Origin of the sequence: Enterobacter sp. RHBSTW-00975 (assembly GCF_013615235.1) — a bacterium.
Classification (GTDB): Bacteria; Pseudomonadota; Gammaproteobacteria; order Enterobacterales; family Enterobacteriaceae; genus Enterobacter; species Enterobacter ludwigii.
Genome location: NZ_CP055883.1, coordinates 847765 through 871528, shown reverse-complemented (window position 1 = coordinate 871528; position 23764 = coordinate 847765). Strand labels below are relative to the sequence as shown.

Annotated in this window: 18 protein-coding genes, 4 tRNA genes and 3 rRNA genes; 4 read left to right on the top strand and 21 right to left on the bottom strand. The window is 54.1% G+C overall.

Features of this window, described 5'->3' with window-relative positions; translation table 11 throughout:
* Positions 1-23: 23 nt before the first annotated feature.
* From HV340_RS04125 to dnaQ, 9 genes are all read right to left on the bottom strand, one after another.
* The gene (locus HV340_RS04125; RefSeq protein WP_059306441.1) at positions 24-1625 is read right to left on the bottom strand and encodes a gamma-glutamyltransferase family protein; all 1602 of its coding nucleotides are present in this window, start codon (positions 1623-1625) and stop codon (positions 24-26) included.
* Between the two features lie 9 nt (positions 1626-1634).
* Positions 1635-2510 carry an ABC transporter permease gene (locus HV340_RS04120; RefSeq protein ID WP_025205112.1) on the bottom strand — a complete coding sequence of 292 codons (876 nt, stop codon included), beginning with the start codon at positions 2508-2510 and terminating at the stop codon, positions 1635-1637.
* A 2-nt stretch (positions 2511-2512) separates the two neighbouring features.
* Positions 2513-3454, bottom strand: a complete 942-nt coding sequence (locus tag HV340_RS04115; protein WP_032677468.1) for an ABC transporter permease — start codon at positions 3452-3454, stop codon at positions 2513-2515.
* 18 nt (positions 3455-3472) lie between these two features.
* Entirely contained in the window at positions 3473-4987 is a 1515-nt protein-coding gene (locus HV340_RS04110; protein WP_020882796.1) for an ABC transporter substrate-binding protein, read from the bottom strand.
* A 2-nt stretch (positions 4988-4989) separates the two neighbouring features.
* The gene (locus tag HV340_RS04105; RefSeq protein WP_181216298.1) at positions 4990-6072 is read right to left on the bottom strand and encodes an oligopeptide/dipeptide ABC transporter ATP-binding protein; all 1083 of its coding nucleotides are present in this window, start codon (positions 6070-6072) and stop codon (positions 4990-4992) included.
* Complete coding sequence (locus HV340_RS04100) at positions 6069-7082, bottom strand: ABC transporter ATP-binding protein (RefSeq protein ID WP_014168747.1); 1014 nt, start codon at positions 7080-7082, stop codon at positions 6069-6071. Before HV340_RS04100 ends, HV340_RS04105 begins: the two co-directional genes overlap by 4 nt.
* Entirely contained in the window at positions 7079-7798 is a 720-nt protein-coding gene (locus HV340_RS04095) for a FadR/GntR family transcriptional regulator (RefSeq protein ID WP_014168746.1), read from the bottom strand. The genes HV340_RS04100 and HV340_RS04095 overlap by 4 nt, the downstream gene beginning before the upstream one ends.
* A gap of 386 nt (positions 7799-8184) precedes the next feature.
* Positions 8185-8261, bottom strand: a tRNA-Asp gene (locus HV340_RS04090).
* Between the two features lie 132 nt (positions 8262-8393).
* Positions 8394-9125, bottom strand: coding sequence for a DNA polymerase III subunit epsilon (dnaQ, locus tag HV340_RS04085; protein ID WP_032677465.1), 732 nt, complete (start codon positions 9123-9125; stop codon positions 8394-8396).
* A gap of 31 nt (positions 9126-9156) precedes the next feature.
* Between dnaQ and rnhA the strand changes: the two genes are divergently transcribed.
* Complete coding sequence (rnhA, locus tag HV340_RS04080; RefSeq protein ID WP_226778004.1) at positions 9157-9657, top strand: ribonuclease HI; 501 nt, start codon at positions 9157-9159, stop codon at positions 9655-9657.
* Here the strand turns inward: rnhA and HV340_RS04075 are convergent, their stop codons facing one another.
* Positions 9658-10374 carry a class I SAM-dependent methyltransferase gene (locus HV340_RS04075; RefSeq protein WP_020882800.1) on the bottom strand — a complete coding sequence of 239 codons (717 nt, stop codon included), beginning with the start codon at positions 10372-10374 and terminating at the stop codon, positions 9658-9660.
* A gap of 32 nt (positions 10375-10406) precedes the next feature.
* Here HV340_RS04075 and gloB point away from each other — a divergent pair, with 32 nt between their 5' ends.
* Complete coding sequence (gene gloB, locus HV340_RS04070) at positions 10407-11165, top strand: hydroxyacylglutathione hydrolase (protein ID WP_181216297.1); 759 nt, start codon at positions 10407-10409, stop codon at positions 11163-11165.
* A 68-nt stretch (positions 11166-11233) separates the two neighbouring features.
* Positions 11234-12598 (top strand): murein transglycosylase D, encoded by a 1365-nt coding sequence (gene mltD / locus HV340_RS04065; RefSeq protein ID WP_014168738.1) that lies wholly within the window; start codon positions 11234-11236, stop codon positions 12596-12598.
* Positions 12599-12650: 52 nt separating this feature from the next.
* Here the strand turns inward: mltD and HV340_RS04060 are convergent, their stop codons facing one another.
* The 3 genes from HV340_RS04060 to HV340_RS04050 form a co-directional block, all read right to left on the bottom strand.
* Entirely contained in the window at positions 12651-13424 is a 774-nt protein-coding gene (locus HV340_RS04060) for a class I SAM-dependent methyltransferase (protein ID WP_059306437.1), read from the bottom strand.
* Between the two features lie 74 nt (positions 13425-13498).
* Positions 13499-14299: an endonuclease/exonuclease/phosphatase family protein gene (locus HV340_RS04055; RefSeq protein ID WP_025205128.1), complete on the bottom strand. Its 801-nt coding sequence runs from the start codon at positions 14297-14299 to the stop codon at positions 13499-13501.
* 136 nt (positions 14300-14435) lie between these two features.
* Positions 14436-15611: an MFS transporter gene (locus tag HV340_RS04050; protein ID WP_059306436.1), complete on the bottom strand. Its 1176-nt coding sequence runs from the start codon at positions 15609-15611 to the stop codon at positions 14436-14438.
* Positions 15612-15715: 104 nt separating this feature from the next.
* Between HV340_RS04050 and yafC the strand changes: the two genes are divergently transcribed.
* On the top strand, positions 15716-16621 hold the full coding sequence (gene yafC / locus HV340_RS04045; RefSeq protein WP_181216296.1) for a DNA-binding transcriptional regulator YafC: 906 nt from the start codon (positions 15716-15718) through the stop codon (positions 16619-16621).
* Positions 16622-16652: 31 nt separating this feature from the next.
* On the opposite strand, the gene dkgB is transcribed toward yafC, so the two are convergent.
* The 8 genes from dkgB to gmhB all read right to left on the bottom strand — a co-directional run bounded on the left by dkgB (position 16653) and on the right by gmhB (position 23754).
* Positions 16653-17456 (bottom strand): 2,5-didehydrogluconate reductase DkgB, encoded by an 804-nt coding sequence (gene dkgB / locus HV340_RS04040; protein WP_059306445.1) that lies wholly within the window; start codon positions 17454-17456, stop codon positions 16653-16655.
* Positions 17457-17618: 162 nt separating this feature from the next.
* Positions 17619-17695: transfer RNA gene (locus tag HV340_RS04035), tRNA-Asp, on the bottom strand.
* A gap of 55 nt (positions 17696-17750) precedes the next feature.
* A 5S ribosomal RNA gene (gene rrf / locus HV340_RS04030) occupies positions 17751-17866 on the bottom strand.
* A gap of 63 nt (positions 17867-17929) precedes the next feature.
* Positions 17930-20836 (bottom strand): 23S ribosomal RNA (locus HV340_RS04025).
* A gap of 180 nt (positions 20837-21016) precedes the next feature.
* Positions 21017-21092, bottom strand: a tRNA-Ala gene (locus HV340_RS04020).
* 38 nt (positions 21093-21130) lie between these two features.
* A tRNA-Ile gene (locus HV340_RS04015) sits at positions 21131-21207 on the bottom strand.
* Between the two features lie 70 nt (positions 21208-21277).
* Positions 21278-22817, bottom strand: a 16S ribosomal RNA gene (locus HV340_RS04010).
* The 16S, 23S and 5S rRNA genes sit together here with 3 tRNA genes alongside, the layout of an rRNA operon.
* A gap of 370 nt (positions 22818-23187) precedes the next feature.
* Positions 23188-23754 (bottom strand): D-glycero-beta-D-manno-heptose 1,7-bisphosphate 7-phosphatase, encoded by a 567-nt coding sequence (gmhB, locus tag HV340_RS04005; RefSeq protein WP_059306864.1) that lies wholly within the window; start codon positions 23752-23754, stop codon positions 23188-23190.
* Positions 23755-23764 lie beyond the last annotated feature (10 nt).

Sequence of the window (23764 nt, the reverse complement as noted above, 5' to 3'; positions counted from 1 at the left end):
ACAGGAAGAGGGAGGGGACATCATTAACTCACCAGCGCCTGCCCGTCTTTGCGGCTCTCTGTCGCCGCCACATAGTGCCCTTCCGGCATACGATAAATCACCTGCGCGCCGCCGAAGTTATAATCCTGGAGCGGATCTTCCACCACGATCTGGTGCCCGCGCTCACGCAGTGCGGCGATAGTATTGCGATCGAACGTCGATTCGACGATCACTTCCCTGCCCTGCACCACGCGCCAGCGAGGCGCATCAATTGCCGCCTGTGGGTTTTGCCCGTGCAGCATGATGCGCAGCGCCATCTGCATATGCCCCTGCGCCTGCATTGGGCCGCCCATGACGCCAAAGGACATCAGCGGTTTGCCGTTGCCGTCCATCGCAAAGCCCGGAATGATGGTGTGGAACGGACGCTTACTGCCCGCCAGCGCATTCGGATGGTTTGGATCCAGCACAAAGCCACAGCCGCGGTTTTGCAGACTGATCCCGGTCTCCGGCACCACAATCCCGGATCCAAAGCCCATATAGTTGGACTGAATAAAGGAGATCATCATACCGCTGGAATCTGCAGCACTCAGGTAGACCGTGCCGCTCTGCGTCGGCGAACCGTAGACGAAATCGGAGGCGTTATCAGGGTCGATAAGCGCCGCGCGCGACGCCAGATAACGATCGCTCAGCAACGCCTGGGCCGCGAACTCCATATGTTCTTCATCAGCGACGTAGCGATCGAGATCCGCCAGCGCCAGTTTCATCGCTTCAATAGACAGATGAAGCGACTGCACGGAATCCGGATGATGTTTTTCAATTCCACACTGCTCCAGAATACCGAGCGCAATCAGCGTGGCGATGCCCTGTCCGTTTGGCGGCAGCTCCTGCACCGAACCACCGGCAAAATCACGCGACAGCAGTTCTACCCAGTCCACACGATGATTGGCCAAATCCTCTGCCGTCAGGTGCGCGCCATGCTCTTTCGCGAAAGCGGCAATTTTCTCCGCCAGCTCGCCGCGGTAAAACGCTTCACCGTTGGTTCTGGCAATCAGCTCCAGCGAATGAGCCTGCGCCGGGTTACGGAAGATCTCGCCAACCCGGGGAGCACGCCCTTCCGGTGCGAAGCAGGCGCTAAAGCCTGGCTGATCTTTCAGCTTGTTATAACCCCGCTGCCAGAGATGGCCAATCAACGGGGAGACCGGAAAACCGTTACGCGCATACTCAATGGCCGGTTGCGCCAGCGTAGTGAGCGGCAGCGTGCCAAAACGTTCTGCCAGCGCCACCCAGCCCGATACCGCACCCGGCACGGTGACGGCGTCCCAGCCAATTTCCGGCACCGCGGTTTTACCGGCAAACAGATCCGCGTGCCAGCTGGCAGGCGAGCGGCCAGAGGCGTTCAGGCCGTGGAGTTTTTCACCATCCCAGACGATGGCAAAGGCATCGCTGCCAATACCGTTGCCGGTGGGTTCAACCACCGTCAACGCCATGGCGGTTGCAACCGCCGCATCAACCGCGTTCCCGCCGAGCTGCAGCATTTTCATTCCCGCCTGGGCCGCCAGCGGCTGAGATGTCGCCACGGCGTTGTGGCCCATCATCGGTGGGCGTCGTGAATCGTAACCGGAAGTGAAATCAAGCGCTTTGGTCATCATGACTCCTTAGTCATGGCGCGGATCGAGCGCATCGCGCAGCCCGTCGCCGAGTAAATTAAAGCCCTGCACGGCAAGAAAAATCGCCACACCGGGGAACACAGACATCCACGGAGCCTGCTCAAGGAAACCTTTCGCGGTATTAAGCATTGAGCCCCATGACGGGTTCGGCGGCTGCTGGCCTAACCCCAGAAATGACAGACTGGCTTCAGCAATGATTGCCGAGGCTATGGCCAGCGTGGCCTGCACCAGAATCGGAGACATCACATTGGGCAGCACATACTTAATGATGATCCAGCGATCCGGCAGGCCAATCGCCCTCGCGCCGTCGATATACTCTTCGTTGCGAATGGCAATCACCTGGCCGCGCGTCAGGCGGGCGAAGATCGGCATTGCGGAGAGGCCAATGGCGATCATGGCGTTGGTCAGGCTTGGGCCCAGGAACGCCCCGAGCGCGATCGCCATGATCAGGAACGGACAAGCCAGCAGCGCTTCAATAAAACGCGAGATCACGCCGTCCCACATCTTCTGGAAGTAACCCGCCACCAGCCCCAGCGGAACGCCAATGACCACGGCGATCACCACCGACATACAGCCAGCCATCAACGACGTTCTCGCCCCCCAGATAATGCGGGACAAAATATCGCGGCCCAGTTCATCGGTCCCAAACCAGTACATCACCGAAGGCGCTTTACGCACCGCCAGGAAATTGGCTTTCACCGGATCAAAAGGCGCGATCCACGGTGCCAGCAGTGCCACCAGCACAAAAAAGCCCACCACTACGGCACCCATCACCGCGCTTTTATTGGCGAGAAATTTCTTCAGTACCCGGTTCTGCGCTCGGGGCTGAACCGCGGCAATGGTTTGAGTTGTCAGTTCCGCCATGCTTAACCTCGCATTTTCGGGTTGATAAGAACGTAAAGCACGTCGGCCAGCAGGTTCAGCAGCAGGAAACCGATCGCCACGATAAGCACCACCCCCTGCACCACCGCATAGTCACGGTTAAAGACCGAATCGACGATCATCTTGCCGAACCCTGGAATGGTGAAGACCTGTTCGGTCAGTACCGCGCCCCCCAGCAGTTCGCCGAACAGCAGCGTGGTCAGGGTGATCACCGGAACCAGCGCATTGCGAAACGCATGCTTTAAAATCACCGCGTTTGGCAACAGCCCTTTAGCCCGTGCGGTGCGGATGTAATCGGCCTTCATTACCGCGATCATGGAAGCGCGGGTATGGCGCATCAGCGTGGCCGCCAGCCCCGTTCCCAGTACCGACGCAGGCAACAACAGCGTACGCAGGTTCTGGATCGGATCTTCACTAAACGGCACGAACCCCGACGCTGGCAGCCATTGCAGATTGACCGAGAAGACCAGAATCAACAGGATCCCGAGCCAGAAATGCGGTATCGAGATCCCCGAGATCGCCACAAAGTTGGCACCGTGATCGACCCAGCTGTTTTTGTTGACCGCCGCGAGGATCCCCATGCTGATGCCAAACACCAGCGCGATGATCATCGCCAGCAGCGACAGCTCCAGCGTCACCGGCAGTTTGCTGGCAATGAGCTGGGTGACCGGCTCGTGAGTGCGTAAGGAGACACCAAGATCGCCCTGCAGCGCGCGCGTCAGCCAGTTGAAGTACTGCACAGGGATGGGCGCATCGAGATTGAGCTCAGCACGCAGCTGGGCGATCACCGCCGGATCGCGCTCCTCACCGGCCATGGCGATCAGCGGATCGCCGGGCAGCAGTTTTTGCAGGCCAAACACCATCATGCTCACCAGCAGTAAGGTCGGGATGGCCAGCAGCAGACGTTTGCAAATCAGTTCCAGCATGGGTTCTCCTCAGGCCAGTTATTTCGCCAGCGTCAGACCAGCCAGACGCACAATGCCGTCCGGATACGGTTTAAAGCCCTGCACGCTCTTGTTCAGACCAAAAATACGCGGTTCAAAATAGAGGTAGGCAATGGGCATATCCGTCTGCAGCTGTTTCACCACCTTGTCGTACAGCGGCTGACGGACGGCTTTGTCGTTGCTCAGGCGCGCCTGCGTCAGCCATTCATCCACCTGCGCGTTACTGTAGCGACCGTCGTTAAGGGTGCCTTTGCTGTTAATGAAGCCGTAGATGCTGCCATCCGGATCCGGACGACCCGACCAGCCAGAGAAGCTCAGCTGATAATCACCGCTTTGCTGACGGTCGAGCAGCGTGGCGAACTCGGTCATTTGCAGGTTCAGGTTAAAGCCAGCCTCTGCGACCATCGCCTGCAGTACCTGACCGACCTGCTGTGAAGTTGGGTTGTTGGGCACCAGTAGATTGACGTTCAGCGGCGTAGTGACGCCTGCCGCTTTCAACAGCGCTTTGGCTTTGTCGACATCGCGTGGTGGCACCGGCAGGTTAACGTGATACGGACTTACGGTAGAAAACGCCTGGTTTGCCGGGGTGTACAGCCCCTCGAAGACCACCTGATTTAACGCATCGCGATCGATTGCCTGTGAAAATGCCTCACGCACGCGGGCATCCTTAAACGGATCGTTCGCCGGGACCTTGCCGTTATTGATATTGAAGGTAATGCCCTGATAACCCAGACCGGTCACCTTCGCCAGCGCCAGTTTGCTGTCGGCTTCTACGGTTTTCACGTCGCTTGCGGCAATGCCTTCGGTCAGATCGAGATCTCCGGCACGCAGGTTAGCCAGACGCACGGAAGCATCCGGGATCGGCAGATAAATAATTTTGTCGAAGTGGTAAGCGCCTTTGTTCCAGTAGTTGTCAAAACGCGTCAGAACGATACGGTCCTGTGAGACGCGGCTGTCGAACTTATAGGGGCCAGAGCAGACCGGATGGGCGGCAAAGTCAGGCTTTTTCGCGGCGTCGGGTGCCATCATCGCCCCGGCGCGATCGGTAAGCTGCATCAGCAGTGCGGCATCAGGTGTTTTCAGATGCAGGGCAATCTGCATCGGGCCTGTCACCTCAACGGACTCAACGGACGAGATTTCACTTTTACGCAGCGAACCTTTTAACGTCAGCGCGCGGTCGAGGTTGTATTTTGCCGCGGCGGCGTCAAATTTTTCACCGTCATGGAAGGTCACACCTTCACGCAGATCCATGGTCAGCGTTTTGCCGTCGTCACTCCAGGCCCACGATTTCGCCAGCCCGGGAACCACTTTCAGATGCTCATCCACGTCCACCAGCCGGTCGCACAGAGACGCAAAGACGAAACGGCCATAATAGGTGCGCGCCAGATGCGGATCGAGCATGTCCGGATCCGCCCCCAGACCAATTCGCAGTACGCTTTCAGAATGGGCGGGCAGCGCCGCGCCAAGCAACATAACACTTCCCAGTACGGTCAAAAGAGAATTACGCATTGTCATTATCATGAGTTCCTTGAAGGAAGGGAGGAGTGAGTGGCCGCGTGTTCAAACAGCGCGCGGCGGCGCAGAAAGGCTGCAGATGGCGGTGCTATCTGGATAACACTGCGATCGCGGTTAATCTCCTGCCAGCGATGGCAGGCAATCTGGCGTCCCCCGTCCAGCACCTGATTGATCGGCTCGACCTGGCGACATTCATCCGTGGCATACGGACAACGGGTATGGAAACGGCAGCCTGACGGTGGGCTGGCCGGGTTCGGTAAATCCCCCTGCAGCAGAGGTGCCACACGCGGCGCGCCTGGCTGCATCTGGGGGGCGGAGGCGATTAACGCCTGCGTATAGGGGTGTAGCGGGGCATCAAAGATTTCGTCGACGGTCGCAAGCTCAACAATTTGCCCGAGATACATCACCGCCACGCGGTCACTCATATGGCGAATCACCGCCAGGCCATGGGCAACAATCACCATTGTCAGCCCCAGCTGATGCTTCAGGCTTTCCAGCAGGTTGACCACCTGCGCCTGAACCGAGACATCCAGCGCGGAGACCGGCTCGTCCCCCAGCAACAGCTTTGGCCCGGAGGCCAGCGCACGCGCAATGCCAATTCGCTGACGCTGCCCTCCGGAAAATTCGTGCGGATAACGTTGCGCCCAGGCCGCTGGCAGCCCTACGGTGTTAAGCAGCTCCGCCACCCGATATTGCCTGTCGGTTTTCTTCATCGACTGGTGTAGCCACAGCGGCTCACCGACGATCTGCTCGACCGTCATGCGCGGGTTTAACGATGCGAAAGGATCCTGAAAGATGATCTGCAGCTCCCGCCGCAGCTGGTTCAGACGCGCTCCCGAGGCATCAGTGATCTCCTCACCCTGATAAAATACGCGTCCTTCGCTGGCCGCCAGCAGCCGCAGAAGAAGACGGCCCAGCGTCGATTTTCCGGATCCGGACTCACCCACAATCGCCAGCGTTTCACCAGGCATGACGGAGAGGGAGACGCGATCGACCGCGGTGACAAAACGTGCTGGGGTAAACAGTTTTTTAGGGCCGGGAAAAAGCTTGCTCAGGTCCCGGGCTTCAAGAATGGGCGTCGTCATGCAATTTCTCCCAGCGCAATATGTTGTTCCAGCGGCACGCGGAAGCAGGCCACCTGATGGTCGGTCCCCATCGCCGTCAGCGACGGCTTTTCGTCATGACACCGCGTTTGCGCGAAGGGGCAGCGGGTAGCGAACCGGCACCCTTTGGGCATGGATTCCGGCAGCGGAACGGCTCCGGGAATAGTGGAAAGCGCGCCTTTACGTGCGCCGAGGGACGGAATCGAGCCCATCAGTCCTATGGTGTACGGGTGTTGCGGGTCGGCAAAAATGGCCTCCACGCTCCCCTGCTCTACCACCTGTCCGGCATACATTACCGCCACCTGCTGCGCGACTTCCGCCACCACGCCCAGATCGTGGGTGATCATTAACACCGCCGTACCGGTCTCTTCTTTGAGGGTATTAAGCAGCGCGAGGATCTGCGCCTGAATGGTCACATCCAGCGCGGTTGTCGGCTCGTCGGCAATCAGCAAACGTGGATGGTTAATCAGCGCCATCGCAATCATCACGCGCTGACGCATCCCCCCGGAAAGCTGGTGCGGATACGCTTTCAGGCGCATTTCTGCTGCCGGGATCTGCACCTTCTCCAGAATCTGCAGCGCAACCTTCATCGCCTCTGCACGAGAAAGTTTCTGATGGCGCATCACCGCTTCACTGAGCTGGTCTCCCAGCGTGAAGGCAGGGTTGAGCGAGGTCATTGGCTCCTGGAAAATCATTGCCAGTTCGCTGCCGCGAAGATCGGCATATTCCCGCGGTGAAAGCTTTCGTAAGTCGTGACGACGGAACTGCATCTCGCCGCTGACGATCTGTGCGCTGGCGGGCAGTAAGCCCATCAGCGCTAATGAGGTGATACTTTTCCCGCAACCGGATTCCCCCACCAGCGCCAGCGTTTCTCCCGCGTTGACCGTCAGTGAAATACCATCAAGCACGCTCACCGGAGAGCCGGCGAACGTTACGTTAAGATTTTGCAGCCGCAGTACAGGCGTGGGGTCCTTAAACGGGATCGTCGTCATAGCGTGAAGTCGTCCTCAAGGTGAATAGCCTGAATCAGGGCTGACTGCAGGCTAAGCAGGTGTTCGCGCATGGCGGCCGCTGCTTCATTAGGCTGGCGATGGATAATCGCAGACATGATTTTTTGATGGTGGTCGTTATAGTGATCAACCCGCTCGGGTGTACGGGCTAATTCGCGCAAATGCTGCCAGCCCGGTTCACGTCTGACGGCATCAATGGCATCAAACAGGCCAAGCATCAGGCGATTACCGGCAGCCTCGGCAATGGCGCGGTGAAATGCGCTATCCCAGAGTTCGTTGAGATCGCGGTCGTCCGGGCTGACCTTATCAATGCGTTCCAGCATGCGCTGCATAAGCGCGAGGTTTTCCCTGGTGGCACGCAGTGCCGCAAGCCGGGCTAAGCCGGGTTCGAGCTGTAGACGAGCTTCCATGACTTCCAGAAGGTTGGTTTGCTGAACCAATCCCTGAAGGGCCAGAGGTTCAACAGGTGCAGACGGGCCTATAAAGGTCCCTTTGCCCTGTTTACGCCAGATCCGCCCCTCCTCTTCCAGCACATCCAGCGCACGACGTACTTCACGTCGTCCCACGCCGAGAGTCTCCGACAGCTCACGTTCAGTGGGCAGCGGAGTGCCTGGTGTTGACTCATGCTGGTTGATCAGTCCGCGCAGCTGCTCAAGCGCGGTGCTGGAATTGGCCAGAAACCGTGACGGTTTTTCCATATTGGTTCGCTCGCTATCATCATTACTTTATTTTTATTAACGATAAGTTATTGATATGACGTGCTACTTACCGTGCTAATGATTAAGCAATAAACGAACCAATAAAGCATTGGTTCATGAACTTTCTGAAGGGATGGAGATAAGCGAATGATTTTCTGTGAATTATTTTTTACAAAATTACACATCTGCTCCGCTGCCAAAAAGACAATCGGTGGCAAAATGCACAAATACGGTGCAAATTGTGCACTATCATTGATCAAATGTTAATTAATTGCACCACAGATATTAACTTTTTGTTAATAAAGACAGGGGGGCGGATAAAGAAGATTTTCAGATGCAGAAACGACGAAGGCCTGAATCATTTCTGATTCAGGCCTTCTGAATAGTGGCGGAACGGACGGGACTCGAACCCGCGACCCCCTGCGTGACAGGCAGGTATTCTAACCGACTGAACTACCGCTCCACTGTTCCCGCTGGGGGAACGAGGCGCATATTACGGTTTGCCTCCGGACTCGTCAACGCTTTTTCTCACGTTTTGAATCGTTTGCTGCAAAATTCACCCAAACGATGATTTTACAGGCATTCTGGCCCTTTTTCAGGCCCGCCACATGCAGCTTCCGCCTTTCTTCTGCACTAAATCAAGACGGGATTCATGGTTAAGTAACTCTTCATCACTGGCTAAAACCACCCGCAAACGACTGGCCTGGCGAACAACACGTTGAATCCCCGCTTCCCCCTGCGTCTGCTGGGATTCATTTTCCATGCTGAATTTCATGGACGTCTGACCACCGGTCATCGCCAGGTAGACATCCGCCAGGATCTGGGCATCGAGCAATGCGCCGTGCAACGTTCGCTTGGTGTTATCTATTTCATAGCGAGAACAGAGCGCATCCAGGCTGTTACGCTTGCCAGGAAACATTTTCCTCGCCAGCGCCAGGCTATCGGTCACCTTACAGAACGTGTTCGTTTTCGGAATATCACGATGGAGCTTACTGAACTCATAGTCCATAAAGCCGATATCGAACGACGCGTTGTGAATGATAAGCTCGGCGCCTTTGATATATTCCAGAAACTCGTCTGCCACTTCCGCAAAGGTCGGTTTATCCAGCAAGAACTCATCGGCGATACCATGCACGCCGAACGCTTCTGGGTCCACCAGCCGGTCGGGTTTGAGGTAGACATGGAAGTTGTTCCCCGTAAGACGACGGTTCACCACTTCAACGGCACCGATCTCAATGATCTTGTGCCCTTCGTAGTGCGCGCCGATCTGGTTCATACCGGTGGTTTCGGTATCGAGGACAATCTGGCGAGTAATTGCAGTGCTCATAGCGGTCATTTATGTCAGACTTATCGTTTAACTGAACGTTTCAAATACAGGAAGTCTACCAGAGATGCGTAAACAGGTAGAAATTTTCACCGATGGATCTTGCCTTGGCAACCCAGGGCCTGGCGGTTATGGCGCGATTATGCGCTATCGTGAGCATGAAAAAACTTTTAGCGAAGGCTATTTTCTGACCACCAACAACCGCATGGAGTTGATGGCCGCCATTGTGGCGCTGGAAGCGCTAAAAGAACACTGCGATGTGGTGTTGAGCACTGACAGTCAGTACGTACGCCAGGGGATCACCCAGTGGATCCACAACTGGAAAAAACGCGGCTGGAAGACGGCAGATAAAAAGCCAGTCAAAAACGTCGATCTCTGGAAACGTCTTGATGCTGCGCTGGGCCAGCATGAGATTAAATGGGAATGGGTTAAAGGTCACGCAGGCCACCCCGAAAACGAACGTTGTGACGAACTGGCACGGGCAGCGGCATCCAACCCCGCTCATGAAGACACAGGCTATCAGCCCGAATCCTGATCAGGGTTTTCTGTACTGCCGCGTGGCGCCCACGGTCTGGCGAATGGGCGATTTCGATTTACTCTGCTTCATCGGATTAAGCGTAAGGGGGATGGTCCGCTTACGCGCGACAATAAACTGCATGCAGCCTAATGCCGGCAGATGGGTGCTCAGAACAACGCCCCCCTGCCGCGCCCAGGGAAGTACCTGAAAACCGCCCGAGCAGAGCACCTCAAAATTCAGCAGTGAAAGCCAGTCAAGCTGGCGCATCATCGTGAACATCCTGCTGTTATACGGCGGTGTCCGGCGAAGCACCGGAACCAGCTTGCGCAGCCCCATCAGACTCAGCGGATTGAACCCGCTGAGTATCAGCCAGCCATCATCAATCAGGACGCGATCGGCCTCGCGCAGCAGGCGATGAGGATCGCTGCACCAGGGCAACGTGTGTGCCAGCAGGCAGGCATCAACGGACTTTTCCGCAAACGGCAGATGCAAAGGATCCGCTTTCACCTGAACCGGTGATGCGCCAAGAGAGACATTAACCTGATGTGAGATAGCGCAGCTTTCGGTATTGATTTCCGCGCTGAGATTGCCAATCTTAAGCAAGTGAAAACCATACATTTTCGCGAGCCAGGGTTTAAGCTGCTGTTCCAGGTTCTCGCGATAGTATTCACCCCAGGGCAATTCGGCCCAACGTTCAGGTGCCGGGACAATCTGAGGTATCCTTGCCGGTTTCATCAACACACCCACCACGCTATAAGAGGTAATTTATGAATCTTATCAGTATTCCCGCCTTTCAGGACAATTACATCTGGGTTTTAGTCGATGACGAGCGTCGGTGCGTCATTGTCGATCCTGGAGAATCGGCTCCTGTATCAGACGCGATAAAAGAGAACGGCTGGCAACCAGAGGCCATCCTTCTGACCCATCATCATAACGATCACACCGGCGGCGTTGCTGACCTTCGTGCCCAATTCCCGCATCTGGTGGTTTACGGACCGGCAGAGACACAAGATAAGGGAACAACGCAGGTAGTCGAAGAAGGTGAAAATATCCTCATACGCGAGTGGGAGTTTTCTGTATTTGCTACACCAGGTCACACTTTGGGACATCTTTGTTTCTACAACAAACCTTATCTTTTTTGCGGCGACACGCTGTTCTCCGGAGGCTGTGGAAGGCTTTTTGAGGGCACCCCAGCCCAGATGTACCAGTCATTACAGAAGATTAGCGCATTACCTGACGATACCCTTATTTGTTGCGCACATGAGTATACATTAGGAAATATGAAGTTTGCGGCGAGCATCTTGCCAGAGGATCGGGCGATTCAAGATTATTATCACAAAGTGAAGGAGTTACGTGCAAAAAACCAAAAAACACTCCCCGTAACTCTGAAAAATGAGCGTAAAACTAATTTATTTTTACGAACAGATGATATTGATTTAATTTATAAAATTAACAAAGAAACAAATTTGTCACAACCAGAACAACGATTTGCATGGTTAAGGTCAAAGAAAGATAACTTCAGATAATTGCGGGTTGCCTTTTCAAAATTTCGCCGTTATCATCGCTCGTCTTTTAAGCAACTATTGACACACACATGAAGGCAAAAGCGATATTACTCGCCTCTGTCCTGCTTGTAGGTTGCCAGTCGCAGAACGGCAGCAACGTACAACAGCACGCACAGAGCCTTTCTGCAGCTGGTCAAGGGGAAGCAGGGAAGTTTACAAGTTCAGCGCGATGGATGGACGATGGGACGTCTTTCGCACAGGATGAAGACTTGTGGACCTCTATTGGCGACGAGCTAAAGATGGGAATTCCGGAAAACAACCGGATTCGCGAACAGAAGCAAAAGTATTTAAGAAATAAGAGCTATCTCCACGATGTAACTTTACGGGCAGAGCCGTATATGTACTGGATAGCCGGGCAAGTTAAGAAACGTAACATGCCGATGGAGCTGGTACTCCTACCCATAGTGGAGAGCGCTTTTGACCCACACGCGACGTCTGGCGCCAATGCCGCAGGCATTTGGCAGATCATTCCGAGCACCGGGCGAAACTATGGTTTGAAACAGACCCGCAACTATGATGCGCGTCGTGATGTTGTCGCTTCAACGACAGCCGCTCTCGACATGATGGAACGTCTTAATAAGATGTTCGACGGCGACTGGCTGTTAACGGTCGCAGCGTATAACAGTGGCGAAGGTCGTGTACTGAAGGCAATGAAAGCGAATAAAGCACGGGGTAAATCCACCGATTTTTGGTCGCTCTCACTGCCACAGGAAACGAAGATTTACGTACCGAAAATGCTGGCATTGAGCGATATTCTCAAGAACAGCAAGCGTTACGGTGTACAACTGCCAACACCAGACGAAAGTCGTGCACTAGCGCGCGTTCGCCTCAGCAATCCGGTTGATATTCAACAGGTTGCTGATATGACGGGTATGTCGGTAAGTAAACTGAAAACCTTTAATGCTGGCGTTAAAGGCTCAACGCTGGGGGCCAGTGGTCCGCAGTATGTAATGGTTCCGCAGAAACATGCTGAGCAGTTACGTGAGTCTTTAGCATCGGGTGAAATTGCCGCTGTTCAGTCAACACTGATCGCGGATGCATCATCCGTGAACAGCCGCAGCTATAAGGTTCGGTCAGGTGATACGCTTTCGGGCATTGCCTCACGTCTTGGCGTGACGGCAAACGACTTGCAGCAGTGGAATAATCTGCGCAGCTCAGGCCTGAAAGTGGGTCAGACTCTGACGGTGGGTGCAGGTAACAGTGCACAGCGTCTCGCCAGCAACAGCGATAGCATTACCTATCGTGTGCGTAAAGGTGATTCACTGTCCAGTATCGCAAAACGACACGGCGTAAATATCAAGGATGTGATGCGCTGGAACAATGATACTGACAATCTGAAACCAGGCGACCAGCTAACGTTGTTTGTGAAAAACAGCGCCACGCCAGACTCCTGATGACACGACCTAACGATAAAAAGGCACCGATTCCCCTCGGTGCCTTTTTTCTTTACGCTGCTTTTTGCGCTTCAGCCATGATGGTATCGCTGGTAAATGATCCATCATCCTGCAATTCAAAGTACGCCTTCACTTCCGCTGACGCACTATCCTGATACAACCGAATGGCCTGGCTTAACGCTTCCGGCGTGCGCATACGGGCAATCCACGAGCTGAACTCCAGCGGCAAGCGGTCCGTTATCAATGCACGTGTGATCAGCCCCGCTTCAGTAATCAGCGCTAACCACTCCCCGCTGGAGTAGTTTTGCACATGCGAGGTGTCGCGCAGCGCTTCAACCGTCTGCAGCCAGATATTACGCACCGGATGTCCCGGCGACATCACATCCATAATGATAAAGACCCCGCCCGGCTTCAGAACGCGTTTAACTTCACGTAATGCCTGGCCGACATCATGCCAGTGATGGGCAGAATAACGGCTGATAACGACTTCAAATGAGGTATCTTCAAAGGGTAAGGATTCGGCATAGCCCTGACGCGTCGTGATGTTGTTCAGCCCTTTGGCTTTTGCGGCCTCTGCAACCACCTCCAGCATCTGACTGGATAAATCATAGGCCGTGACCTGCGCCACCTGTTGTGCTGCCGTGAAGCTGGCATGCCCGGCACCACAGCCTAAGTCCAGGACGTGCGCGTGCGGCACTGCCGCCAGGCGTTCACCGAGACGGACCAGATCACGGCCAGACGCGTGCACGGCACTGCTCAGATAAGCATTTGCCTGGGAGCCAAACTGTTTTTCTACGTTGTCATGATGGGAGTGTGTTGTTGTCATCGTACTGTCCTTTTGTTGTTAAAAATAAAGGGCAGCACCCGAATGGCCTGCCCCACGGCAGACCTGACATACCATTATTTATCAGGTTTGCCGGGACTGAATTCAACGAGTAGAGGATTGTGATCGGAGGCACGCGTCACCAGAACAGAGGCGTCGTGAACGTTCAGACCACGATAGAAGACAAAATCGAGAGGACGGCCAAACGCTTTCTTGCGCTGGTCATCGCTAAAACGAACTTCACGCAGCGACATTTCGCGTGCAAAGCGATACAGCGCATTCATGCGCGGACGGCTCCAGGCATTAAAATCCCCGGCCATAATGATGGGCCCGCTGTGATGGGCGATCTGGTCACCGATCGGAAGTAACTGCTTACTATACACATCCACGCCCAGGCTGAAGTTGACCGCGTGGATATTCACAACCATCAGCATGCGCGTGTCCGGCAGCGGGTAGACCGTTACCAGCGCCGATTTCGCCAGACGCAGAATCGGCTCGCGCTCGCGCAGCGGGCAGCAATAGACCGGATGAGCCGAAGAGAGGGTCATCACGCCAGAAGGATGTTGCGGCAAGACAAACGCGGGAACCTGGTCAGCAGCAAGGTAGTGAGTCGTAGCAAACCTTACCAGCTCGGGGGTGGTTTGCGCCTCCTGCAACAGCACCAGATGGGCGTCTTTCCCAAAATTCTTGAGTACCGATAACCACTCAGCGCGCTGTTGTTTAAAGATGTTCCACACCAGCACCCGGATTTTTTCATCGCTGCTTAAGGGTGTCCCGGCAGGTAATGCCTGACTTATGCTCGCAAACGACCCCGGAGGCAAGATCCTCTCCGCGGGCATTCCGGCAACATAACGCATGGCATAGGTATTTTTTCGCACTTTTGGAAACGGCCTCTGTAACATGAACCAGCCCGGAAAACGGACTGGTTCTAATGTTATAGGGACTTTAGGTTACACTTTCAACGCAATTTCAGATAAACCGCTTTCCAGTTTTGTAAGCAAGCACTTACTGATGTTATCCCAGCACTACACGAGCGGGTTTATCAAGGCGCCCACTCAGGCTAATCAGCAGGAAAGCGACCAGAACAATCACCGCACCAATCCATGGCGTTTGGGTTAATCCGAAATGTTCAACGGTTTGCCCACCAATGATGGAACCCAGCGCAATCCCAATATTGAACGCGGCAATATTCAGGCCCGATGCGACATCTACCGCGTTGGGTGTATAAAGTTCGGCTTTTTGTACCACGTAAACCTGCAGGCCTGGCACGTTACCAAAGGCGAAGATCCCCATCACCAGTACCGTTATCAGTGCGGCGTATTGCATCGATGCCGTGAACTGGAAAATCATCAGCAGAACAACCAGTGCTGCGAAGATAAACTTCAGGGCCGGCACTGCACCATGTTTGTCCGCAAGCTTCCCTCCCCAGATATTACCGATGGCGACGGAGATACCATACCCCAGCAAAATCCAGCTCACTGCACTGGGTGAGAAGCCTGCCAGGTCCTGCATCATCGGAGCCAGGAAGGTGAAAGCCGTGAATACCCCCCCATAGCCGAGCGCTGTGACGGCGTAGATGATCAACAAACGCGGATGCGTGAGTACCTTCAGCTGATCGCTCAGGCTGGCACTCGCACGTCCTGCAATCGTCGACGGTACCAGCAGCAGGCTGGCAACCAGGGCAATCCCCCCCAGTAAAGAGACGGCAAGGAAGGTTTCGCGCCAGCCAAAGTGCTGTCCGATAAACGTTCCTAACGGTACACCGGTGACAAGGGCGACAGTCAGACCACCGAACATAATCGCGATGGCGGATGCTGCTTTCTCTTTTGGTACCAGGCTGGTTGCAATAGTTGAACCAATGGAGAAGAACACACCGTGAGCGAGACCGGTCAGCAGCCGGGCAATCACCAGCGTGGTGTAGTCCGGCGCCTGCCAGGCCAGAATATTGCCAGCGGTGAATAACACCATCAGCGCAACCAACAGCGGCTTACGCGGGAAACGTCCCGTCAACGCGGTCAGGACGGGGGCGCCGATGGCAACCCCGAGCGCATAGATAGAAACCAACAGGCCGGCAGAGGGCAGCGAGATTGAAAGCTGGTTAGCTATCGTAGGCACCAGTCCTACGATAACAAATTCGGTCGTGCCAATTGCAAAGGCACTGATCGTCAGGGCAAGTAGCGCCAGTGGCATAAATAACTCCATATCATCAGGATTAAGATGACAGGCAGTATGCGCCAGTGCTTAAATAACAAAAATGGTCAAAATATCAATAGAATTTTGCAGGTGGTGCAACAATGAAAGCAACGTCGGAAGAGCTGACAATTTTTGTCGCCGTCGTCGAAAGCGGCAGTTTTAGCCGTGCGGCCGAGCAGCTGGGGCAGGCTAATTCAGCCATCAGCCGCTCGGTGAAAAAAATGGAGATGAAGCTCGGCGTCAGTCTTCTCAACCGAACGACGCGTCAGCTGAGCCTGACGGAGGAAGGCGAGCGTTACTTCCGCCGTGTGCAGTCCGTCCTGCAGGAGATGGCGGCGGCAGAAACAGAGATTATGGAAACCCGTAGTACGCCACGCGGATTGCTGCGCATTGATGCGGCAACACCGGTTGTTCTTCATTTTCTGATGCCGCTGATCAAGCCTTTCCGCGAACGCTATCCGGAGATGACGCTCTCGTTAGTTTCCTCAGAGACGTTTATCAATCTCATCGAGCGGAAAGTGGATGTGGCGATCCGGGCCGGCACGCTGACCGACTCGAGCTTGCGGGCCCGCCCTCTTTTTGCCAGCTACCGCAAGATAGTCGCGTCACCGCAATACATCGCAGAGCATGGCAAACCAGAGACGGTTGAAGAGCTGAAGCAGCACCTGTGCCTGGGCTTCACGGAGCCCGTATCGCTGAACACCTGGCCTGTGGCCTGTCATGATGGTCAACTGCATGAAATCACCAGTGGGTTATCGTCCAACAGTGGAGAAACGCTGAAGCAGCTTTGCCTCGAAGGGAATGGGATCGCCTGTTTGTCGGACTATATGATTGATAAAGAAATTGCACGCGGTGAGCTTGTAGAGCTGATGGCAGATAAACGTCTGCCTGTGGAGATGCCTTTTAGTGCAGTTTATTACAGTGACAGAGCGGTAAGTACGCGCATACGCGCCTTTATCGATTTCCTGAGCGAACATATAAAAACAGCTCCCCGGGGAGCTGTGTGAGGGTTTCAGGCTACAGAGGAAAGGGTCAATATTAATCCCAGTCAGGTGCCAGACCTTCAGGGCTGACCAGACGATCGTTGCATTCCAGGGCAGCGATCGCTTTTTTGTCTTCGGCGTCCAGCTGGAGATCCCTCGCTAACAGGTTACTGGCCAGGTTTTCACGTCGGGTTGAAGAGGGGATCACGGCGTAACCTTCACCCATCGCCCATGCCAGAATCACCTGTGCAGCCGTTGCGCTATGTTTCTCTGCGATACGATTAATCACGTCATCTTTCAGTGCTTTACCGTAGGCCAGGGTCATATATGAGGTGATGTGGATGCCGTGCTGTTTTGCCCAGTCCACGACTTTGCGGTTTTGCAGGTAGGGAGAGAGTTCAATCTGATTGGTTGCAATGTTTTCAGCCCCCACGGCGGCAATGGCTTTTTCCATCAGCGGGATGGTGAAATTAGAAATACCTATTTCACGCGTTAAGCCCTGCTCTTTCGCTTCACGCAATGCCTGCATGAACTCCTCGACTGACACGGCATCGTTCGGTGATGGCCAGTGGATCAACGTCAGATCCACATAGTCGGTACGCAGTTTTTCCAGGCTCTCTTTCAGGCTGGGGATCAATTTGTCTTTGCTGAGGTTTTCAATCCAGATTTTGGTCGTGATGAAAAGCTCGCTGCGCGCTACGCCGCTCTCTTCGATAGCCTGACCAACGGCAGCTTCGTTATCATAAATCTGCGCCGTATCAATTGCGCGATAGCCAAGCTCAAGTGCAGTTTTAACAGATGCGATAACAACGTCGTCTTTCAGGCGGAAAGTGCCCAGACCCAGTGCAGGGATAGTCATGTAATCCTCGTTATTCATAATGATTGTTAACTGAGGAGGATTATCGCTGCTGCCGTTATGCAGAAAAAGAGCGTTTAACGCAGAGGATTTTTGCTGATTTGGCAATAATGATAAGACAGATATGAAAAAAGCCCTGAGCGTTAACTCAGGGCTTTTAATAAGTGGCGGAACGGACGGGACTCGAACCCGCGACCCCCTGCGTGACAGGCAGGTATTCTAACCGACTGAACTACCGCTCCACCGAAGACTGCTGTAACCACCGGATTTATGCACCGGCTTACTACGTAATTTGATGCCTGGCAGTTCCCTACTCTCGCATGGGGAGACCCCACACTACCATCGGCGCTACGGCGTTTCACTTCTGAGTTCGGCATGGGGTCAGGTGGGACCACCGCGCTAAAGCCGCCAGGCAAATTCTGTTATCTGTATCAGCTGAAAATCGTCTCTCACCGCCAAAACATCTTCGGCGTTGTAAGGTTAAGCCTCACGGTTCATTAGTATCGGTTAGCTCAACGCATCGCTGCGCTTACACACCCGACCTATCAACGTCGTAGTCTTCAACGTTCCTTCAGGAGACTTAAAGTCTCAGGGAGAACTCATCTCGGGGCAAGTTTCGTGCTTAGATGCTTTCAGCACTTATCTCTTCCGCATTTAGCTACCGGGCAGTGCCATTGGCATGACAACCCGAACACCAGTGATGCGTCCACTCCGGTCCTCTCGTACTAGGAGCAGCCCCCCTCAATTCTCCAGCGCCCACGGCAGATAGGGACCGAACTGTCTCACGACGTTCTAAACCCAGCTCGCGTACCACTTTAAATGGCGAACAGCCATACCCTTGGGACCTACTTCAGCCCCAGGATGTGATGAGCCGACATCGAGGTGCCAAACACCGCCGTCGATATGAACTCTTGGGCGGTATCAGCCTGTTATCCCCGGAGTACCTTTTATCCGTTGAGCGATGGCCCTTCCATTCAGAACCACCGGATCACTATGACCTGCTTTCGCACCTGCTCGAGCCGTCACTCTCGCAGTCAAGCTAGCTTATGCCATTGCACTAACCTCCTGATGTCCGACCAGGATTAGCTAACCTTCGTGCTCCTCCGTTACTCTTTGGGAGGAGACCGCCCCAGTCAAACTACCCACCAGACACTGTCCGCAACCCGGATTACGGGTCTACGTTAGAACACCAGCCATTAAAGGGTGGTATTTCAAGGTTGGCTCCACGCAGACTGGCGTCCACGCTTCAAAGCCTCCCACCTATCCTACACATCAAGGACCAGTGTTCAGTGTCAAGCTATAGTAAAGGTTCACGGGGTCTTTCCGTCTTGCCGCGGGTACACTGCATCTTCACAGCGAGTTCAATTTCACTGAGTCTCGGGTGGAGACAGCCTGGCCATCATTACGCCATTCGTGCAGGTCGGAACTTACCCGACAAGGAATTTCGCTACCTTAGGACCGTTATAGTTACGGCCGCCGTTTACCGGGGCTTCGATCAAGAGCTTCGCGTTACCGCTAACCCCATCAATTAACCTTCCGGCACCGGGCAGGCGTCACACCGTATACGTCCACTTTCGTGTTTGCACAGTGCTGTGTTTTTAATAAACAGTTGCAGCCAGCTGGTATCTTCGACTGATTTCAGCTCCACCCGCAGGGGCTTCACCTACATATCAGCGTGCCTTCTCCCGAAGTTACGGCACCATTTTGCCTAGTTCCTTCACCCGAGTTCTCTCAAGCGCCTTGGTATTCTCTACCTGACCACCTGTGTCGGTTTGGGGTACGATTTCGTGTTACCTGATGCTTAGAGGCTTTTCCTGGAAGCAGGGCATTTGTTACTTCAGCACCGTAGTGCCTCGTCATCACACCTCAGCGTTAATAAACGACCGGATTTACCTAATCGTTCCGCCTACATGCTTAAACCGGGACAACCGTCGCCCGGCTAACATAGCCTTCTCCGTCCCCCCTTCGCAGTAACACCAAGTACAGGAATATTAACCTGTTTCCCATCGACTACGCCTTTCGGCCTCGCCTTAGGGGTCGACTCACCCTGCCCCGATTAACGTTGGACAGGAACCCTTGGTCTTCCGGCGAGCGGGCTTTTCACCCGCTTTATCGTTACTTATGTCAGCATTCGCACTTCTGATACCTCCAGCACCCCTCACAGGACACCTTCAACGGCTTACAGAACGCTCCCCTACCCAACAACGCATAAGCGTCGCTGCCGCAGCTTCGGTGCATGGTTTAGCCCCGTTACATCTTCCGCGCAGGCCGACTCGACCAGTGAGCTATTACGCTTTCTTTAAATGATGGCTGCTTCTAAGCCAACATCCTGGCTGTCTGTGCCTTCCCACATCGTTTCCCACTTAACCATGACTTTGGGACCTTAGCTGGCGGTCTGGGTTGTTTCCCTCTTCACGACGGACGTTAGCACCCGCCGTGTGTCTCCCGTGATAACATTCTTCGGTATTCGTAGTTTGCATCGGGTTGGTAAGCCGGGATGGCCCCCTAGCCGAAACAGTGCTCTACCCCCGAAGATGAGTTCACGAGGCGCTACCTAAATAGCTTTCGGGGAGAACCAGCTATCTCCCGGTTTGATTGGCCTTTCACCCCCAGCCACAAGTCATCCGCTAATTTTTCAACATTAGTCGGTTCGGTCCTCCAGTTAGTGTTACCCAACCTTCAACCTGCCCATGGCTAGATCACCGGGTTTCGGGTCTATACCCTGCAACTTAACGCCCAGTTAAGACTCGGTTTCCCTTCGGCTCCCCTATACGGTTAACCTTGCTACAGAATATAAGTCGCTGACCCATTATACAAAAGGTACGCAGTCACCCCATAAAAGAGGCTCCCACTGCTTGTACGTACACGGTTTCAGGTTCTTTTTCACTCCCCTCGCCGGGGTTCTTTTCGCCTTTCCCTCACGGTACTGGTTCACTATCGGTCAGTCAGGAGTATTTAGCCTTGGAGGATGGTCCCCCCATATTCAGACAGGATACCACGTGTCCCGCCCTACTCTTCGAGTTCACAACCTGTGTGCTTTCGTGTACGGGACTGTCACCCTGTACCGTGCGACTTTCCAGACGCTTCCACTAACACACAAGCTGATTCAGACTCTGGGCTGCTCCCCGTTCGCTCGCCGCTACTGGGGGAATCTCGGTTGATTTCTTTTCCTCGGGGTACTTAGATGTTTCAGTTCCCCCGGTTCGCCTCGTTAACCTATGTATTCAGTTAACGATAGTGTGTCGGAACACACTGGGTTTCCCCATTCGGACATCGCCGGGTCAAAGGTTCATATCACCTCGCCGGCGCTTTTCGCAGATTAGCACGTCCTTCATCGCCTCTGACTGCCAGGGCATCCACCGTGTACGCTTAGTCGCTTAACCTCACAACCCGAAGATGTTTCTTTCGATTCATCACCGGTTTGCGAAAATTTGAGAGACTCGAACACACATTAACTGTGTGTCGTTTCAATTTTCAGCTTGATCCAGATTTTTAAAGAGCAAAACTTCGCAGTGCACCTTTTCAGGTTCACTCTGAAGTTTTCTTGTTTTCGCAGTAAAAGATGGTGGAGCTATGCGGGATCGAACCGCAGACCTCCTGCGTGCAAAGCAGGCGCTCTCCCAGCTGAGCTATAGCCCCATCGTATGACCAACCTCTTCAAATCTGCATGACAGATTTGGTAGGCCTGAGTGGACTTGAACCACCGACCTCACCCTTATCAGGGGTGCGCTCTAACCACCTGAGCTACAAGCCTGTAGAGGTTTTTTACTGCTGTTTTTCATCAGACAATCTGTGTGAGCACTACAAAGGCAGGTTCTTTAAGGTAAGGAGGTGATCCAACCGCAGGTTCCCCTACGGTTACCTTGTTACGACTTCACCCCAGTCATGAATCACAAAGTGGTAAGCGCCCTCCCGAAGGTTAAGCTACCTACTTCTTTTGCAACCCACTCCCATGGTGTGACGGGCGGTGTGTACAAGGCCCGGGAACGTATTCACCGTAGCATTCTGATCTACGATTACTAGCGATTCCGACTTCATGGAGTCGAGTTGCAGACTCCAATCCGGACTACGACGCACTTTATGAGGTCCGCTTGCTCTCGCGAGTTCGCTTCTCTTTGTATGCGCCATTGTAGCACGTGTGTAGCCCTACTCGTAAGGGCCATGATGACTTGACGTCATCCCCACCTTCCTCCAGTTTATCACTGGCAGTCTCCTTTGAGTTCCCGGCCGGACCGCTGGCAACAAAGGATAAGGGTTGCGCTCGTTGCGGGACTTAACCCAACATTTCACAACACGAGCTGACGACAGCCATGCAGCACCTGTCTCAGAGTTCCCGAAGGCACCAATCCATCTCTGGAAAGTTCTCTGGATGTCAAGAGTAGGTAAGGTTCTTCGCGTTGCATCGAATTAAACCACATGCTCCACCGCTTGTGCGGGCCCCCGTCAATTCATTTGAGTTTTAACCTTGCGGCCGTACTCCCCAGGCGGTCGACTTAACGCGTTAGCTCCGGAAGCCACGCCTCAAGGGCACAACCTCCAAGTCGACATCGTTTACGGCGTGGACTACCAGGGTATCTAATCCTGTTTGCTCCCCACGCTTTCGCACCTGAGCGTCAGTCTTTGTCCAGGGGGCCGCCTTCGCCACCGGTATTCCTCCAGATCTCTACGCATTTCACCGCTACACCTGGAATTCTACCCCCCTCTACAAGACTCTAGCCTGCCAGTTTCGAATGCAGTTCCCAGGTTGAGCCCGGGGATTTCACATCCGACTTGACAGACCGCCTGCGTGCGCTTTACGCCCAGTAATTCCGATTAACGCTTGCACCCTCCGTATTACCGCGGCTGCTGGCACGGAGTTAGCCGGTGCTTCTTCTGCGGGTAACGTCAATTGCTGCGGTTATTAACCGCAACACCTTCCTCCCCGCTGAAAGTACTTTACAACCCGAAGGCCTTCTTCATACACGCGGCATGGCTGCATCAGGCTTGCGCCCATTGTGCAATATTCCCCACTGCTGCCTCCCGTAGGAGTCTGGACCGTGTCTCAGTTCCAGTGTGGCTGGTCATCCTCTCAGACCAGCTAGGGATCGTCGCCTAGGTGAGCCGTTACCCCACCTACTAGCTAATCCCATCTGGGCACATCTGATGGCAAGAGGCCCGAAGGTCCCCCTCTTTGGTCTTGCGACGTTATGCGGTATTAGCTACCGTTTCCAGTAGTTATCCCCCTCCATCAGGCAGTTTCCCAGACATTACTCACCCGTCCGCCACTCGTCACCCGAGAGCAAGCTCTCTGTGCTACCGTTCGACTTGCATGTGTTAGGCCTGCCGCCAGCGTTCAATCTGAGCCATGATCAAACTCTTCAATTTAAGTTTGATGCTCGTGAATTAAACTTCGTAATGAATTACGTATGTTCACTCAGAGACTTGGTATTCATTTTTCGTCCGAGGACGTTAAGAATCCATGTCACTTTGAGTGCCCACACAGATTGTCTGATAAATTGTTAAAGAGCAGTTGCGACGCGGCTTGCAGCTCACCGTCGCGAGGTGGCGTATATTACGCTTTCCTCTTTCAGAGTCAACCCTGAAGTTCAGGATTTTTTCTCTTCAACCGACCGGGTTATCTGTGAAGTGATTCACATCCGCCGTGTCGATGGAGGCGCATTATAGGGTGCCGCCGAGGAATGACAAGCGGAAATATGCATTTTTATTTTGACCGCTCACCTTTTCACCAAAAAGGCTATTTTTGGTGCTTTTTAATCTCTTTTGGCAGATCTGCCAGGCTATTAATCACCCAATCCGCGGCACTCTCTGCTTCAGGCGTCACAGGTTTGCCGGTGCGCACAAGTATTTTAGTCCCCACACCTGCGGCGGTTGCTGCCTGCATATCTTCCAGTTTATCGCCCACCATATAAGAAGCAGCCATATCGATATGCAGGAATTCCTGCGCAGAGATAAACATTCCCGGATGCGGCTTGCGGCAATCACACGTCTGGCGAAACTCTTCTACAGTTCCCTGCGGGTGGTGCGGGCAATAGTAAATGCCATCAAGTTCGACACCGCGGTCAGCCAGCGACCAGTCCATCCATTCCGTCAGCGTCTCGAATTGCGCCTCGGTGAATTTTCCACGTGCGATGCCGGACTGGTTGGTCACGACCACCAGCGCATAGCCCATCTCTTTCAGCTGGCGCATAGCATCGATAACGCCCTCGATAAACTCGAACTCATCAATTTCGTGGACATAACCGTGATCCACATTAATAGTGCCATCACGATCGAGAAAAATTGCGGGTACTGATTTTGCCACCGGTTTGCTC